13 protein-coding genes and 1 other annotated feature are annotated in these 16,116 nt (G+C 37.5%); of the genes, 3 read left to right on the top strand and 10 right to left on the bottom strand.

Annotated features, from left to right (window positions below):
* Nucleotides 1–140 precede the first annotated feature (140 nt).
* The 6 genes from thrS to polA all read right to left on the bottom strand — a co-directional run bounded on the left by thrS (nucleotide 141) and on the right by polA (nucleotide 9,900).
* On the bottom strand, nucleotides 141–2,078 hold the full coding sequence (gene thrS / locus VXM77_RS03510; RefSeq protein ID WP_262950836.1) for a threonine--tRNA ligase: 1,938 nt from the start codon (nucleotides 2,076–2,078) through the stop codon (nucleotides 141–143).
* A 79-nt stretch (nucleotides 2,079–2,157) separates the two neighbouring features.
* Nucleotides 2,158–2,369: a binding site (T-box leader), on the bottom strand.
* Between the two features lie 75 nt (nucleotides 2,370–2,444).
* Nucleotides 2,445–3,353 carry a primosomal protein DnaI gene (dnaI, locus tag VXM77_RS03505; protein ID WP_338507159.1) on the bottom strand — a complete coding sequence of 303 codons (909 nt, stop codon included), beginning with the start codon at nucleotides 3,351–3,353 and terminating at the stop codon, nucleotides 2,445–2,447.
* A gap of 5 nt (nucleotides 3,354–3,358) precedes the next feature.
* Nucleotides 3,359–4,729 (bottom strand): DnaD domain protein, encoded by a 1,371-nt coding sequence (locus VXM77_RS03500; RefSeq protein WP_338507156.1) that lies wholly within the window; start codon nucleotides 4,727–4,729, stop codon nucleotides 3,359–3,361.
* A 461-nt stretch (nucleotides 4,730–5,190) separates the two neighbouring features.
* Complete coding sequence (coaE, locus tag VXM77_RS03495; RefSeq protein ID WP_262950831.1) at nucleotides 5,191–5,802, bottom strand: dephospho-CoA kinase; 612 nt, start codon at nucleotides 5,800–5,802, stop codon at nucleotides 5,191–5,193.
* Between the two features lie 356 nt (nucleotides 5,803–6,158).
* A complete protein-coding gene (gene mutM / locus VXM77_RS03490; protein WP_262950829.1) occupies nucleotides 6,159–7,022 on the bottom strand; it encodes a DNA-formamidopyrimidine glycosylase in 864 nt (287 codons plus the stop codon).
* Between the two features lie 241 nt (nucleotides 7,023–7,263).
* Nucleotides 7,264–9,900, bottom strand: coding sequence for a DNA polymerase I (gene polA / locus VXM77_RS03485; RefSeq protein WP_338507149.1), 2,637 nt, complete (start codon nucleotides 9,898–9,900; stop codon nucleotides 7,264–7,266).
* Nucleotides 9,901–10,010: 110 nt separating this feature from the next.
* Here polA and VXM77_RS03480 point away from each other — a divergent pair, with 110 nt between their 5' ends.
* The 3 genes from VXM77_RS03480 to VXM77_RS03470 all read left to right on the top strand — a co-directional run bounded on the left by VXM77_RS03480 (nucleotide 10,011) and on the right by VXM77_RS03470 (nucleotide 11,636).
* Nucleotides 10,011–10,280 carry a hypothetical protein gene (locus VXM77_RS03480; protein WP_262953465.1) on the top strand — a complete coding sequence of 90 codons (270 nt, stop codon included), beginning with the start codon at nucleotides 10,011–10,013 and terminating at the stop codon, nucleotides 10,278–10,280.
* Nucleotides 10,281–10,374: 94 nt separating this feature from the next.
* Complete coding sequence (locus VXM77_RS03475) at nucleotides 10,375–11,175, top strand: metallophosphoesterase (RefSeq protein WP_262953466.1); 801 nt, start codon at nucleotides 10,375–10,377, stop codon at nucleotides 11,173–11,175.
* Between the two features lie 71 nt (nucleotides 11,176–11,246).
* Entirely contained in the window at nucleotides 11,247–11,636 is a 390-nt protein-coding gene (locus VXM77_RS03470) for a hypothetical protein (RefSeq protein ID WP_161831564.1), read from the top strand.
* A 40-nt stretch (nucleotides 11,637–11,676) separates the two neighbouring features.
* Here VXM77_RS03470 and aspT read toward each other — a convergent pair whose 3' ends face one another.
* From aspT to VXM77_RS03450, 4 genes are all read right to left on the bottom strand, one after another.
* A complete protein-coding gene (aspT, locus tag VXM77_RS03465; RefSeq protein ID WP_161831563.1) occupies nucleotides 11,677–13,359 on the bottom strand; it encodes an aspartate-alanine antiporter in 1,683 nt (560 codons plus the stop codon).
* Nucleotides 13,360–13,630: 271 nt separating this feature from the next.
* On the bottom strand, nucleotides 13,631–14,314 hold the full coding sequence (locus VXM77_RS03460) for a hypothetical protein (RefSeq protein ID WP_161831562.1): 684 nt from the start codon (nucleotides 14,312–14,314) through the stop codon (nucleotides 13,631–13,633).
* A 15-nt stretch (nucleotides 14,315–14,329) separates the two neighbouring features.
* Entirely contained in the window at nucleotides 14,330–15,190 is an 861-nt protein-coding gene (locus VXM77_RS03455; protein ID WP_338507140.1) for a polysaccharide deacetylase family protein, read from the bottom strand.
* Nucleotides 15,191–15,330: 140 nt separating this feature from the next.
* Nucleotides 15,331–16,095 carry a polysaccharide deacetylase family protein gene (locus tag VXM77_RS03450; RefSeq protein WP_161831560.1) on the bottom strand — a complete coding sequence of 255 codons (765 nt, stop codon included), beginning with the start codon at nucleotides 16,093–16,095 and terminating at the stop codon, nucleotides 15,331–15,333.
* Nucleotides 16,096–16,116 lie beyond the last annotated feature (21 nt).

Here is a 16,116-nt window from a genome sequence, read left to right as displayed (position 1 = left end):
ATACCACAAAAAAATACATTTATGGAATTTATGCTTTTAATAATATTTATGACAAATAATCCCTTTCTCTTTCAACGACAAAAAAACACTTAAACGCCATTAAGCCTTTAAGTGTTTTTTTATTTCATCACATGGATCAATTATTCAGGTAGATAATTTTTACGTTCTGCAATTTCATCTACTAAGAAATGGATAAATTCTTTTAATGGTAATGTTGTTGTTTTTTGTTCTCCAAAGCGGCGGAATGTCACTTCTTTATTCGCAACCTCTTTATCTCCTAAAACAATAGACATTGGAACCTTTTTAGTTTGTGATTCACGGATTTTATATCCCATTTTTTCTTCACGATCGTCTAATTCGAAGCGAACTTTATATTTACGTAACTCTTTCGCTACTTCTTGCGCATACTCTAAATGATATTGGTTATTTACTGGAATCACAGTGACTTGTGTTGGTGCTAACCATAATGGGAATGCCCCTTTATAAGTTTCAATTAAGTAAGCCATAAAACGTTCATATGTTCCGATTAATCCACGGTGCATAACGACAGGACGCACTTTTTCTCCTGTTTCAGAAACGTATGTTAAATCAAAACGTTCTGGTAATAAGAAGTCTAACTGAATAGTTGACATAGTGATATCATGTCCTAATGCTGTTTTAATTTGAATATCTAATTTAGGACCGTAGAAGGCTGCTTCTCCTTCCGCTTCAATAAACGGAATATTATTTTCAACTAATGTTTCACGTAACATTGATTCTGCTGTTTCCCACATTTGATCATCATCAAAATACTTTTCTTTATTTTGAGGGTCACGAAGTGACAGACGATAATAGTTAATTTCCACTCCGAAATCTTTGATTACCCGGTGAATTAACTCTAAGCAGCGTGAGAACTCTTCCTTAATTTGATCGGGACGAACAAATAAGTGAGAATCTGTTAATGTCATCGCACGAACACGTTCAAGACCTGTTAACGCACCTGAAGCTTCAAAACGGTGTTGAATAACTTGCTCAGCATAGCGAATTGGTAAATCACGATATGAACGTAATTTTGTTTTATAAACCATCATATGATGCGGACAAGACATTGGACGTAACACAAGTTCTTCATTATCCATCTCCATTGGAACAAACATATCTTCTTTATAGTGTGACCAGTGTCCTGATGTACGATATAGATCAACTGATCCAAGAACCGGTGTCGCTACGTGTTGATATCCGTATTCTTCCTCTAAATCGATAATGTAACGTTCAATTTGTTGGCGAACTTTCATTCCGTTTGGTAACCAAATAGGTAATCCCTGTCCAACTAATGGACTGAATGTAAATAATTCTAATTCACGTCCGATTTTTTTATGATCGCGCTCTTTACGCTCTTCTAAAATACGTAAATGTTCAGCTAATTGATCTTTTGTATTCGCAGCTGCCCCATAAATACGTGTTAACATTTTATTATCGCTGTCTCCACGCCAATAAGCACCAGCCACATTTAATAATTTAAAGAATTTAATATCTTTTGTATTTGCAACGTGAACCCCACTACATAAGTCAGTGAAATCACCTTCTGAATAAGTAGTAATCACTTCGTTAGCTGGAATAGCGTCAATTAATTCTAATTTATATTCATCGTTTGCAAATAACGCTTTTGCTTCCTCACGGCTTAATTCATGACGAACGATGGGTAAGGCTTCAGAAGAAATTTTGTGCATCATCTTTTCAATAGCCGCTAAATCCGCCTCTGTGATTTTTGCTTCTGTATCAATATCATAGTAGAACCCATCTTCAATCGCTGGACCTACCCCAAATTTTGCATCTGGATATAAACGTTTAACAGCTGCCGCCATTAAATGCGCCGCTGAATGGTTGATAATTTCCCATGCTTCCGGACGATCATTTGTAATTAATTCAATTTTGGCATCTGTTTCAATCGGACGAGTGAAGTCATATAAATGTCCGTTCACCTTTGCAGCCACGCATCGTTTGCGTAATCCTGGTGAAATAGATTGTGCAATCGCCTCAGCAGTTACTCCTTTATCAAATTGTTTTACATTTCCATCAGGGAAAGTAATGTTAATCATAATATTTCCTCCTTTTTGTATCTTTTGATAACGGGAGCGATTATTTTGACAATAAAAAAAATCGCTCCTAATCTTTACAAGTAGGAACGATTAAAATCGCGGTACCATCCTAATTCCGATAAGAAAATTCTTATCAGCAACTTAATTTCGCTTTAACGCAGCAAACGGGAATCTTTTTCAAGTCCAGTTCAAAGGGAGTAATTTAATAAGCGTTCTTAGTAACCTTTCAGCTAATAGTCACTTCTCTAAAAAGACGTTTTTATTAAACCGTATCCTTTTCAAAACCTTTAATATTTATTTATATTATATCACTGAGTCATATTATAATGCATGATTTTTTTAAAATCAAGAAAAAATCTGATGATTTCATCGTTTTTGTCGATAGTTTGTTCCTGCAATTTTAACGGGGACGGTTAAGGCCTTAATTCGTTCTAACACACGTGCTCCTTTAATCTCTTCGATTTCACCTTTTTGCGTATATGAATAGTGATGCTGCAATTGTTGGTAGTCTAGATTAGAACTAAAGAAGGTTGGTAGCCCCTGATGCATGCGATAATTCAAAATGCGTCCAAGGACTTCATCCCTCATCCAACTCGTCATTGACTCACTTCCAATATCATCAAGCATGAGAATCTCAATCTCTTTGAGTTGCTCAATCTTATCGTAAGCACCATTCGTTTCACTATTAAAGCCTGATTTAATTTCAGCAATAAGTTCCGGAAAGTAAACGAGCCCACAAACAATTCCTCGTTGCGATAAAATATTAGCTATTGCACTTAACATATACGTTTTTCCTGTCCCAAACGGTCCATATAAATAAAGACCTCTTCCCTTTTTGGTCGACATATATTCGTTAATAAATAACGTCGCTTTTTCATAAAATTCCACCCGTTCAGGGTCCATAATAAATCTTTCGAAATTAGCGTTTAAAATGTCTGATGGCATATGAAAACTTTTAATATTTTCTAAATGACGTTGATTTAAAGCATATTGGCACGGCGTATATGACACCTTTAACTGTTTATGGACCGGCTTTAACATCGGATAATGCCCCTTTACCGGTTGGCAACAGTGATCAATCCCTTTACATCCCTGACACTTCTCTTTATTTCTTAAAAACTCATCTAAATCAGAAATATAACTCGAAATTAATGAAAGTTCAATTTCATCGCCATACTGGCTTAACGCTTCTTTAATCGATGGATCATCAATAATTTCACGATAGGCCTCCTGAGCATTTTTAGGTTTTGCCATTAACTCCCCAATCCGTTGCATCTTGCTCACCCTTTCTTATTTAAAAGTTGATTTTGTAATTCTTTCATACGTTCAATTTTTTGAAGGTCATCATCTGACAATGATTTTTTGTCTTCCTGAGTGGCCCCCTGCTCTTTTAACCAATCTGGAACTTGCTCTTTTCTAACGACACGCGTTGGTTTTGCATAAACTTTATTCGCGGCCGGAACAGTTTTTTCAAGTTCCCTTTTATGTTTCGCCTTCAACGTTGCCTTAACTTGAGCAATCGCCTTTTCCGTCGTGTCAATTTCCTTACGTTGCCACTCACCTGCAATTTTTTCCACGAGTTGTTTTGGCAAACGACCATCTGAAATATTTAGCACATAGTCAATTAAAACATTGACGACCCCGGCAGCCATCTGTTGATCAACGACTAACCATTCAACTAATTGGCGGTCCGCTGGAACGGGTTCCTTCTGATGTTGCTTAAAGCGTAAAAATTCTAGTGGATGTTGAGAAAGAACAAGCAAGAGTTGCTTTTCCTTAGACAATTGCTCTTGTTCCGGGGTGTGTGATAAATTTTCGGGATTCACTTGAGGAACCTCTACAACTTCTACAGGTTTCCCCTTATTTAAAAACTGAAAATACTGTTTAGCCTGTTTTCTAAAAAGCTCTAAGTTAACAAAGCCATCTGTATCTAAAGCATCAAAAATAAGTCTTGCCAACTCGTGCTCATCTAATTTATATAAAAATGCAATTCGATTAATTTGATCGAGTAACTTTTGAGAAACCATTGTCTCATCCATCCCAAATTGGTGCAACAAAGAAAATAACAGCTCTTTATCAAAGGATAATTCTAGCGTGACCCCTTTTTTATCCGTTTGATTGGTAGGGAGCGGACTCGCCTGTAGCATAGCCGACGAACGCATTAAAATAGTTGTATCAAATACCTCGTTAAATGGCTTAGAGATATTTTCTCCTTCTATTTCAGGCGCTTCTTCAGCAAAGAGCCGTTTTAATTGTTGATACTCAGGATGCCCTACCTTTAAGTTAAGAAAAACATTAATGATCCCATCATTAAAAAATTCCTTCGCTTGCATCGGCTTTCTTACAGAATAAGCGAGCGTCCCATCTCCTTTATGACAATACACCTGGATCAGTCCGACCGCCTCTAATTTATGCCTAAACTCAATTAAATCATCCATCGAAATATTTAACATCTGTAATAAAAAATGGTGGGCATACTCCTCCTCTTGTCCTCGTGTAGCTAACGTATTTAAAGTTAAATAAAAACTAGTTGCCACAGGACCGATGAGGGGTTGGTAAAGTAAAATTAAAATTTGTAACTCTTCCGTCGTTACCCGCTGCATCCCATACAATTTAAACTTCGTATTTGGTTTAACACCTTGTGTTGACACCGCAAACACTCCTTCTATCTAAACAGAAATATCTTCTTAATTTCCCCCCCTCACCTCAAATAATAGCACCTCTTTTTAGGCCAACAAAAAAAGGGGTGCTTGCGCTAAGGGGGCTTCTCATCATACATCAGGAAAACCATCACTAACTAGGGCGTTTAATACGTTCGATCTAAGAATGTGATAGCGACTAAAAGTGGTCGCGCGAAAAAATTTGACTTTCAAAAACGCCACCGAGTGTGACCTCTTTAAAACAACGAAATCGCGCATCAGCACGTTAAATTTTCCAACCGAAAAAGCCACGAACCTCTCTTCAACTAGCGCCATCAAACACCCAAATTAACCGCACCATCCTTTTTGTGAGGGGCTCCCACTTCATCATTATTTCTCCATTCTATCTCTCACTTTAATCCATCACGACTCACAACCATCCAAAAATTAAGGCAAGTGGGCACGCCCACCTCTTAAAACACCTGACAAGCCCGTTCCCATAACACTTCAAATAAATGATCAAATTGTTCTCTAAGTTGTCCCATGGTTCCATTATTAATCAACACGTAATCAGCACGTGCTCTTTTCTCATCTAAAGACATCTGAGAATTCATTTTAGCTAACGCATACTCCCGATCAATTTGATCCCGCTTCATCAATCGTTGAAGTTGAACATCAGGCGAAACATAAACAACAACCGTACGGTCTACTAACGCTTCAAAACGACTTTCAAAAAGCAAAGGGATATCTAATACAACAAGTCCCTCGCCCACTTTTTTTAACCGCTCAATCTCTTCTTCTAATTTTGCTTGGACAAGCGGATGAATCATCGCATTTAAACGCTCCTTCGCCTCCTGATCATAAAAAATTATTTTTCCTAAAACGTCTCGTACAAGTTCTCCGTTTTCGTTTACAATAGACGCCCCGAACTCCTCCGCTAATTTTAAGACAAGCGGACTATTCGGACGTTGTAAATTTTTCACTATTTGGTCAGCGTCCAATACAACGATTCCTTTTTGTAAAAACCATGAAGATATTGTACTTTTTCCCGACGAGATTCCTCCCGTTAATCCAACGACTAACATTAATTACTACTGCTACTTAAAACATCGACAAAAAATAGATCGCAAAAAAGTTTCACTCGTTTAGCGCGTCTAATGAGAGCAATTTAACCTGACTGCTTCCATTCCATCAGACACCCGCGCTTCCTCCTCATCTCTTTAACGTTTTACCATAAACATTAATCTTATTTAATAAAAGTTGTAACGCCCTTGTTCACGTCGTCGGGTTGACGATGAGTGAGTCCCTTATAAAACCTTATCACCTCTCGCGATTAGTTCACTACATTTTGTCTCGTAGCAGTCCCTCCTCTCTTTTTAAAAGTTCCTAGTGGCTTAGGCCTCCCACTTAAATAGCTACCACTTCTTTTTAACGATACCCATTAATCCGTTGATGAACCCCGTTCGTTTTCCTTTATATTCAAACGCTGACAGTTCGGACAAAGATAAGTTCCCCGACCGCCAACTTTGATTTTCTCAATTTCACTTTGACAGGTTGGACAAGCCTCACCTTGCCGTTGATGAACGAGTAATTCGTTTTGAAAAGAGCCAAGCACCCCATGAGAGGAACTGAATGTCCGAATCGTCGTCCCGCCTAATTCAATAGCACGCGCCAAAACCTGCACCGTATATTTTACCACATTCTCCAAATCTCTGTCCTCTAAATCCGAACTTGGTGTTAAAGGATGTAATCGCGCACGGTAAAGCACTTCATCAACGTAAATATTACCTAATCCACAGACGACGCTTTGATCAAGAAGCAAACTTTTGATAGGTTTCTTTTTATTTTTTAACTTTTCTTTTAAGTAATGAGGGGTAAACTGCGAAGAAAAAGGCTCTACTCCTAACACTTTAAATGGAGGGGTTTCCTCTAAATTGATGGACCGATCGTACAAGTGATATGTTCCAAATTTTCGCGTATCCTGATAAAGCAATCGTTTGCCTCCATCCAACGTCATGACTACATGGACATGGGGATTCAACTCAAAATCTGGCTGAACAACAAAATACTTTCCTTCCATTCTAAGGTGTGAAAGCAACACATAATCATCCAAATAAAAAACAAGATATTTTCCACGCCTTTTAATCTCTTGAATGGTTTGACCCGTTAACTTGTTTTTAAATTCTTCTACCTCCATATTTTTAACCATCGGCTCATATTTCACTTCAACTCCCTGTATTTGTCTCCCTTTTACTTGTTGACAAAGGGCATTCTTTACATTTTCAACCTCAGGTAATTCTGGCATGTGTTCCACCTTCTTTCTTAACAACCCCTATAGCTGCTCAATCATGTGCTATCCGGTAAGGAGCACCTGCATTGAATGGGCCCCTATCGGGCATAACTTCCATTTTTATTCGTCATGGGATGCAGACGTGACTGCTTCGCATTTTCAAACTCCAATAACCCCTTATCTTTCCTCTCCTTATTTCCAAGGAAAATACGTTAACTTCTAAAAAGGGCACTCGCCTCTCGTGCCCCTTTCATCATTATTTTGCATCATACCAGGTTGGACCATACGAATAATCGGCTTTTAATGGAACCTTTAATTCAACAACGTCCTCCATCGTTTTTGTCACTAACTCAATCATCAAATCCAATTCATTCTCAGGAACTTCAAATATTAACTCATCGTGTACCTGTAATAACAAGCGTGACTGTACCTTTTTTTCCTGCATCTTACGGGACACGTCGATCATTGCCTTTTTGATGATATCCGCTGCTGTCCCTTGAATCGGTGCATTCATCGCTGTTCTTTCTCCAAATTGTCGAATCGCATAGTTTTTTTGCGTTAGCTCTGGAATATAGCGTCGACGATTAAACAACGTCGAAACATATCCATTATATTTAGCTTCCTTGACAATATCCTCCATATACTGGTGAATGCCCGAATACGTTTCTAAATAATGATCAATATATTTTTTCGCCTCTTTTTGAGTGATATTTAAATTTTCAGATAAACCAAAAGCACTCATTCCATAAATAATTCCAAAGTTAATGGCCTTTGCAGAGCGTCTTAAATCTGACGTCATCTCTTCCCCTGACACTTTAAAAACGTCCATTGCTGTTTTCTTATGAATGTCGTCCCCTTGTTTAAAGGCCTCAATTAATGACTCTGTATTTGAAATATGAGCCAAAATACGAAGCTCGATTTGTGAGTAATCGGCCCCTAAAATCAACCAACCTTCTTGACTTGGGACAAACGCTTTTCGAATCATTCTTCCCTCTTCTAAACGAATAGGGATATTTTGCAAATTAGGTTCAATCGATGACAATCGACCTGTTTGGGTTAACGCTTGATTAAAAATGGTGTGAACCTTCCCATCGTCATAACACGCCTTTTTTAAACCTTCAATATACGTAGAATATAATTTACTCAATGTTCGATACTCCATGATTAAATGAATAATCGGATGTTCATCACGCAATTTTTCTAGAACATCGGCATTCGTTGAGTAACCCGTCTTCGTTTTTTTAATCACCGGCAATGATAACTTTTCAAATAGTACCTCTCCTAGTTGTTTAGGGGAATTAATATTAAACGACATTCCTGCCTGTTCAAAGATAGACGATTCGAGCGCTACAAGGCGAGACTTCAACGTTTCTCCCATCTCCTCCAAACCATTTAAATCAAGTGCCATTCCGTTAAACTCCATCGTTGCTAAAACATCGGCCAATGGCATTTCCATCTCTTCAAATAGTTCTAGTTGCCCCTGTTCACGCAGTTGCTCAAGAATTTGATCTTTTAGCTTAAAGACTGCCGTTGCAATATCGATCGCGTAACGCGCAACCTTTTCTGGTGCGGCAACGGCACGCTTAGCCCCTTTCCCGTAAACCTCTTCATCGTATGATACCTCATCGTAATCATAATGCATAACAACCTTTTTAAATTCTCGACTACCATTCGTTGGGTTAAGAATATACGTCGCTAATAATAAATCAAAATCAACCCCTTCTAATGGTAAGCCTTCCCACATGAGTGCAACACGCGAGCGTTTCACGTCAAAAATAGACTTCTTATACGTCGAACAACTTAAAAATGAAAGGAACGCCTCACTCTTTTTCGCAAGTTCAAATGGAACATAATAAGCCTCTTCTTGATTAACAACTGCTATTCCTAAAATCGTGCCTCGATGATAATTTTCCTCGAAGACCTCTACGTGAATAGCACTATCTTGATAAGTTAACTGATCTAACTCTTGTTCACTTTGAATGATTCGAATAGGGAGCTGTGGTTTTGATTCTTTTGACTCCTCCATTTTTATCTTCTTCAAAAAGGCATTAAACTCCATTTCCTTAAAGAAGGCCATCAATTCTTCGACATGGGGTCCCTCGTAACGTAAATCATCAAAGGTTAGTGGAAGCGGGACTTCCTTATGAATAGTCGCCATTCGTTTACATAATAAGGCCTGTTCAACGTTTGCCTCTACCTTTTCTCGCATTTTACCTTTTAACTCATCTGTATGTGCCACTAGATTTTCAACCGTTGTAAATTGTTTTAATAATTTAATCGCGGTCTTCTCACCCACTCCAGGAATTCCTGGTAAATTATCCGAAGGGTCCCCCATCAACCCTTTTAAATCTACAATTTGCTGAGGAGAAACTTCATATTTTGCAAAAACTGCGGCCTCATCAAACGACTCAATGTCTGTCACACCTTTACGTGTAATATGAACAATCGTTTTCTCGTCGACCATTTGCAGTAAATCTTTATCCCCCGTAATAATATGCACCTTGTCAAAATTATCACCTTTCGCCTGCGTTGATAAGGTTCCAATAATATCATCGGCTTCATAAGTTGCTAACTCTAACCGCTTAACCCCTAAAAGGTCTAAATATTTTTTAATCAAATTAATTTGTGAACGCATCTCATCTGGCATCGGTTTGCGTCCATCTTTATAACTTTCTAAAAATTCATGTCTAAATGTCGTCTTACCAGCATCAAAGGCGACCAACATATGCGTATGGTTATAATCATCTAACACCTTATTCATCATATTTACAAATCCGTATAAAGCGTTTGTAAATATTCCTGTACTTGTTTTCATGAGGTTCCCGCTATATGCCGTCGCATAATAGGCGCGATACATCAAACTATTTCCATCGATTAAAACTAACGTATTCATTGCATCAATCCTTATCCATAGCATATTTTTATGCCTTACTTACTATACTGTACTATTATTTTAGCACATCAAAGCAGTTTAAAACATATTTTTACAAGGATGGTGTCAAGATGAAACAAAATATGAATTCAATCACTTCACAACTCTTTTTATTTTTTAACATTACACTCCTCTTTACTTTTCCATTAACCCAACAATCTCCTTTAATCGTGCGACTTTTCTCAGGACACACCCTGCTTTTAACGCAATTGATTCCTGCGTTCAGTTACCTTCTAATTCTAGGCGTTAGCTTCGGGGTAGAGAAAACGGAGTATCTTAACGTCATCCGAATGTTATGTACCCTATTTTTCATTTATCACCTCGTTCAATTGTTCTGCTAACGACGAACATTCATCTATTTCTATAAAAAAACGACAACCTTTATATGATATAATAGCTTATATAAACAGTTATTTTGGTAAAGGATGAAATATGATGAAAAAAATCCAGGTCTATCTACTCACCATCACAGTCATTGTGATTTCACTCTTCGTGTATTTTATGTTAAATTTCAGGCAAGGCATCCATATCGAAGAGACCATGATTACCCACTCAACCATTCCGGCACGTTTTAGTGGGACGCGTTTAATTCAATTGAGTGACACTAAAATCAAAACAAAAAAAGACCTTTCACTTTTAAAAAAGACCGTCGAAGAAATAAATAAACTCGGCGCAGATATCGTCGTCTTCACGGGGGACTTATTCGAAAAGGGAGCCATCTCCTCTGACCTATCTAAACAGGTAGAAAAAACTTTATCTGAGCTCAATCCCTCGCTTGCAAAGGTTGCCGTTTTAGGCGATACCGATTTAAAACAAAAAAAAGAAATTACAAAAATTTTAACGGGATCGTCATTTAAAATCCTTCGCAATGAATCCATTGAACTTTATAACGGAAGTAGCGAGGGCATCCAATTAATTGGGATTGACTCTTTGTCAACGACACCCGATTTAACACATATTCTTGAAAAGGAGTCCTCTTCAGAAATGTTCCAAATTCTCCTTCTTCATGAACCCACACTTGCAGCTAAGGTCACTGACTATCCAATTAATCTCCAACTTTCAGGTCACTGCCAAGGAAATTCAACTAAAAATGGTTGCACACAGTTTTATAACGGAACTTATCCTTTTGCAGATCAACTCATTTTAAATGTTAATCCGGGTCTTAAAGAAAGAAAAGGTATTTTTTCTTTCTTCTCCCGACCAACGATTCATTCTTTTTTACTCATTCAATCTTAATAGTGGGGCAAACAACTCTTTCGTTGCATATGATAACGTAGGACTGCAAGATAAAGGAGGAGTTTAAATTGATGCCAGTAAATTATCATAACGGGGTTCCAGTCCAAGTCCCTTATCGATCAACAGCACCACTTACTCAACAAGTCCCTAATCTCTCAATGATGCCTGAAGTAGGACAGGATGAGCGATGGGGATTCTTACCTTTTGTTGGAGGGTTAGCTTTAGGAGGATTACTATTTAATGGATGGGGAGGACGCCCTTGTTGTGGAGGCGGTGGATATTCTTATCCTGCGTACCAACCAGTTTACTACCAACAACCGGTTTATTATCAACAACCCGTTGTCTATCCTGCCTACCAACAACAGCAACAACAAGCGCAAAATGGATACTATGGACCTTACAATCCCGTGATGCCAAGTGAAACGACGATACTAGAAAGTAATAAATACTATTTATCATAAAAAAAACAGCTCAATTAAGAGCTGTTTTTTTGTTTTCCTCCTAAGAGAAAAACATGATAATTAAAGATCCCCAAACAGTTAACAAAATATTTCCGATTGCATAAGGTATCGTATAACCTAATACGGGGGCATTACTATTGGCCTTTTCACATAATCCCCCTAATGCTGCCGTAGTCGTTAAGGCACCTGCCGTCGCCCCTAAAATGACGGGTGGAGAAAATTTAAACACATATTTTCCTAATAAAATACCAAATAATGAGGATACAGCTGTCACAATAAGTCCCGCTAAAAAGAAAATCAATCCCGAACTTTGTAACCCTTCAATAAATCCTGGTCCAGAGTTAATTCCAACAACCGCGACGAAAACAGCCAATCCTACGTTGCTTAAAAACCATGTGGCAGCCGGTGGAATTTGTCCCATCGTCGGCTTCCGTGAATGAAGATAACCACAAAGTAACCCCATGATTAATACACCACCACTTGTTGAAAGCGTAATCCCAATCTTACCAATCATTAACGCCGGTATTCCAATCAGACCACCTAAAACAATCCCAAGTCCCATAAAAGTTACATCGGTTTCATCTGTCTTTACAACTTTTTTCCCAACAAACGGAAGAACTGATTCTACACAACTCGTCGGCCCTTCTAAGCAGAGGACATCCTGTTTACCAACAACTGTTCCTTGATGGTAATGAATGAACTCCCCGTGGCGTTTAAGTTTTGAGACTAATACACCCTTCTGCAAGGCCTCTTTTTGAATTTCCTTCATCGTTTTTCCACATGAATCTGATTGACCTATATAAACCTCTACAGTGTCAGATTTCAGCTCTTCTAAGCGATGATCAAAAATTTCTTTTCCTAAGCCTCTCCATTCAACCTGTGCGGCATCCTTCCCTTTAAAGGCAATCGCCAAGCAATCATTTGCTGCTAAAACCATCTCTTTAGCCGGAAAAATAAACGAGTGATGACGTTTTGGGTTCATGACATACAAACTGACATCAATTTCGTCATCCAATGGCCATTCAAGATCAGCGACAGTCTTTCCAACCCATTTTTCGTCGACTTCATAAAGACGATAAGATACCTCACCCGTTTGCACGCCATCGCCTACTGACTTCTCTTCCATTTTAGCTTGTTGGTCAAGCTCTAAACACGCCTTCTCCAAATCAATTTTTAAAATTTTAGGACCAAATGTCGTGAGAATAAACGTACATCCGATGGTTCCAAAAATATAAGTAACAGCATACCCTACAGGAACAAAATCCATCATCATTTTTTGATTAGAAACATCTAATCTTGAAAGGGCATCTTGAGCCACACCAATCACCGAGGATTGTGTTAACGCCCCTGCTAAGAGTCCCGAGGCCTGTCCAGCATTAAAATTCATTAACTTTCCAATCGTAATCGTAAAGATAAATCCAAAAAGGCAAACCATGCAGGCGAAAAGAACTTGAGAAAATCCTTCCTTCTTTAAGCTTTTAAAAAACTGTGGGCCCGCATTATAACCTAGCGCAAATAAAAACAGTAAGAAGAAAATAGACTTGACCGTATTATCTACCGTAATCCCCAATTGACCTACTAATACACCAGTCATTAAAACTCCTGGAACCGTTCCAACTTTAAATGAACCAAAACGAATTTTTCCAACCTGATAGCCAAAAGCTAACGTTAAAAACAGTGTTAATTCCGGATATGTCCTCAATACCTCGATTAACCATAACATATTAGTCACCCCATCACACATTTTTTAAGATTACAATTCCTATAGCAGATTAAATTCAAAAATACGATTTCGTTATTTTTAAGAACCTCTTTGCGATGAACCAAGTAACCTTCTAGACATTCATTTTTATTATAAATGGTATTAACATAAAATTAAAGAATATTTATCCAAATTTCTATCCTATCTTTTATATTTCTACATCATGCTATAAAATTCACCCTTATCCCCATTAAAAAGGTTACCCCGTATAAACAGGGTAACCTTTTTAGCTCTATTTTTTAAAGATGTAATCAAAAACTCCTTTATTAGCAATCGCTTCATAATATTCTGCCTTTACGCTATAATACGCTTCAACATTTTGAACATATTCATGATGTGTAGTAGCTAATTGTGAAAACAATTGATTAAGTTGTTGAAAGTATCGAACCGTCTCACTGACTTTAGAATGATAAAACATTTCTTGAAGTGATTCTAACTTATTCATTAACTCGTCAATTTCTCCATTTAGTAACGTTAAACTTTCTATCCGCTTTTGTTGATTTTCTGATAATTGTTTTCCTAACGTCGAAAGGGGCTTAGATAACTTTGATGAAACGGAGTTGATATGATTAAATTTCACCTTAACTAGCCTTTCATTCATCGCATCAATAACGTCATCTCTATATGCCTTTAATTCGGCGTACTGCGCGTTAAACGTGGAAAATAACTCATCCATATCTTCCTCTCCATCGTATGTACGGCCAATTTCAATAATCTGTGACGTTGTCTTATTTAGTTCATTTAATATCTCCTCTATCGTTTGGGGGGATTTTTTTTCAAGAGAGATTATTTCTTCATCTATGCGTTGATAAAATTGTAACACCTCAATTTCAGGGAATTTATAGGTCATTGCAAAGTAGATTCCCATCGCAACGATTCCCCCTAAGGCTATCCAAAATAAACTAACTTTCTTCATCCAATCACTCTCCCCCTATATTTCATCGCTACCTACTAAATTTTTAACGATATGATAATCTGGATTGTAGGGTAAAAATTCATACCCTAGCTCCATATAATACTCAATCACTTTCGGTAACACCTCTACCGTTATATCTTTTTCATGAAATAAAACAATTGTATTTTTAGGATAATTCCAAAGGTTCATGCAATATTCAATATTTTTCATAATCCCTGTGACGGTAGCTCCTGAATCCCAGTCTAGTGAGTCCACATCCCAATCCCAACATTTTATTTTTGCCTCCTTTAACGCCTCGATATGACCGGCATTAAACGTTCCACCACTCCCATATGGGGCACGGCACAGTTGACTCATAAAACCGCCCGTCACTTCCTTAATAAGCTGCTGTTCCTCTAATAGCTCCCCGACGAAATTTTCCCCACCTTTTTCTTTATCATATAAGTAGGAATAATTATGGGACATTGAATGCATTCCAATGTAATGACCGGTATCTGCCATTCTCTTCAAAACCTCATTTGATTTACTATAGCCCTCAATCGCTGAACCTAACACAAAAAAAGTTCCTTTAACGTCATATTGATCAAGAACATCCAATATTTTATCGGCGTTCTTGCTCGGTCCATCGTCAAATGTTAAATAAACAAACTTCGCTTCCTTGTTATGCCAACTCTCAATAGGCGGTATATCCTCAAATGTCAACTCCCCTTTGTTCTGCGTCAGAATACTTAAGTGATGAACCTGATAAAAAAGATTAAAGAATAACCCTCCGACCAACATGATAAATCCTATTAAAATAATAGTAATGTAACCCCTCGGATTCGTCCGTCCCCTTTTCAATCGGTTCTTACCCAACTCATACGTTTGCCTTGCCACTCCATTCCCTCCATTCATTCAATTTCTTTATCTCTATACTACTCTTTCCCCTGCCTGATTTCAATAAATTACTTTATTTTTCAAAAATAAACAATTTATCATCGTTTAGCTTTCCTTTTTTATCTCCATAATAGTGTTATCTAGTTGAGTCCACAATCAAATTCATCTCCCTCACAATATGGCATAAAGACATATCCTAACTCTCTATAATAATTGAAGACCTGTGGTAAAGTTTCTAAAGTTAATTTCTTTTCGTGAAATAGTAAAACAACTTCATCAGGGTAATGTGCCATCTCTAAATCTTTCACGACTTGATCCATAATTTCACTCGAACTTGACTTAGCCCAGTCTAACGAGTCAACATTCCAATCCACGCAGTTAAGTCCAGCATCTTTTATAGCCTGGTAGTGTGCCTTCGTAAAATGACCTCTACCTCCGTAAGGTGGGCGACAAAGATTACTTTCAAATCCGGTTAATTCCTTAACCTTTCCTCTTACTTCTAACATTTCATTAACAAAGTTATGAGCCGCATCTGGTGAATTATATAATTTATCTAAATCGTGAGTCATACTATGTAATCCTATATAATGACCATGATCTAAAATTTCATTCAAAATTTCCCCCGAATGAGGGATATTATTAATACTTTCACCGATGACAAAAAATACGGCAGGAACCTGTTCTCTTTCTAATAAATCTAATATTTCTTTTGTATACTTAGACGGACCATCATCAAATGTTAAATATGCAACTTTATCAGGTTTAGGTTCATGATAAATAAAATGGTCAATGCGATCCTCAACAGTAGCCGATTTAACGGTAGGACAACAAACCGATAATAAACAACTTAAGAAAGAGAAAAACAAAAAAAGATGCAGTTTATTATTAGTCAATAGCTTTCTCATTATATCAACTCTTTTCATTAA

The organism is Turicibacter sp. KK003, from assembly GCF_037014675.1.
In the GTDB taxonomy this organism is placed as follows: domain Bacteria; phylum Bacillota_I; class Bacilli_A; order MOL361; family Turicibacteraceae; genus Turicibacter; species Turicibacter faecis.
Note: the sequence above shows the minus strand (reverse complement) of the source record. Positions and strands in the feature narration are given on the sequence as shown.

Excerpts from the sequence above, each read along its gene's own strand:
- VXM77_RS03480 (WP_262953465.1), top strand. The coding sequence starts at position 10,011 with ATGAAACAAAATATGAATTCAATCACTTCACAACTCTTTTTATTTTTT.
- VXM77_RS03450 (WP_161831560.1), bottom strand. The coding sequence starts at position 16,095 with ATGAGAAAGCTATTGACTAATAATAAACTGCATCTTTTTTTGTTTTTC.
- mutM (WP_262950829.1), bottom strand. The coding sequence starts at position 7,022 with ATGCCAGAATTACCTGAGGTTGAAAATGTAAAGAATGCCCTTTGTCAA.
- coaE (WP_262950831.1), bottom strand. The coding sequence starts at position 5,802 with ATGTTAGTCGTTGGATTAACGGGAGGAATCTCGTCGGGAAAAAGTACA.
- aspT (WP_161831563.1), bottom strand. The coding sequence starts at position 13,359 with ATGTTATGGTTAATCGAGGTATTGAGGACATATCCGGAATTAACACTG.
- VXM77_RS03460 (WP_161831562.1), bottom strand. The coding sequence starts at position 14,314 with ATGAAGAAAGTTAGTTTATTTTGGATAGCCTTAGGGGGAATCGTTGCG.
- VXM77_RS03475 (WP_262953466.1), top strand. The coding sequence starts at position 10,375 with ATGAAAAAAATCCAGGTCTATCTACTCACCATCACAGTCATTGTGATT.
- polA (WP_338507149.1), bottom strand. The coding sequence starts at position 9,900 with ATGAATACGTTAGTTTTAATCGATGGAAATAGTTTGATGTATCGCGCC.
- thrS (WP_262950836.1), bottom strand. The coding sequence starts at position 2,078 with ATGATTAACATTACTTTCCCTGATGGAAATGTAAAACAATTTGATAAA.
- dnaI (WP_338507159.1), bottom strand. The coding sequence starts at position 3,353 with ATGCAACGGATTGGGGAGTTAATGGCAAAACCTAAAAATGCTCAGGAG.
- VXM77_RS03470 (WP_161831564.1), top strand. The coding sequence starts at position 11,247 with ATGCCAGTAAATTATCATAACGGGGTTCCAGTCCAAGTCCCTTATCGA.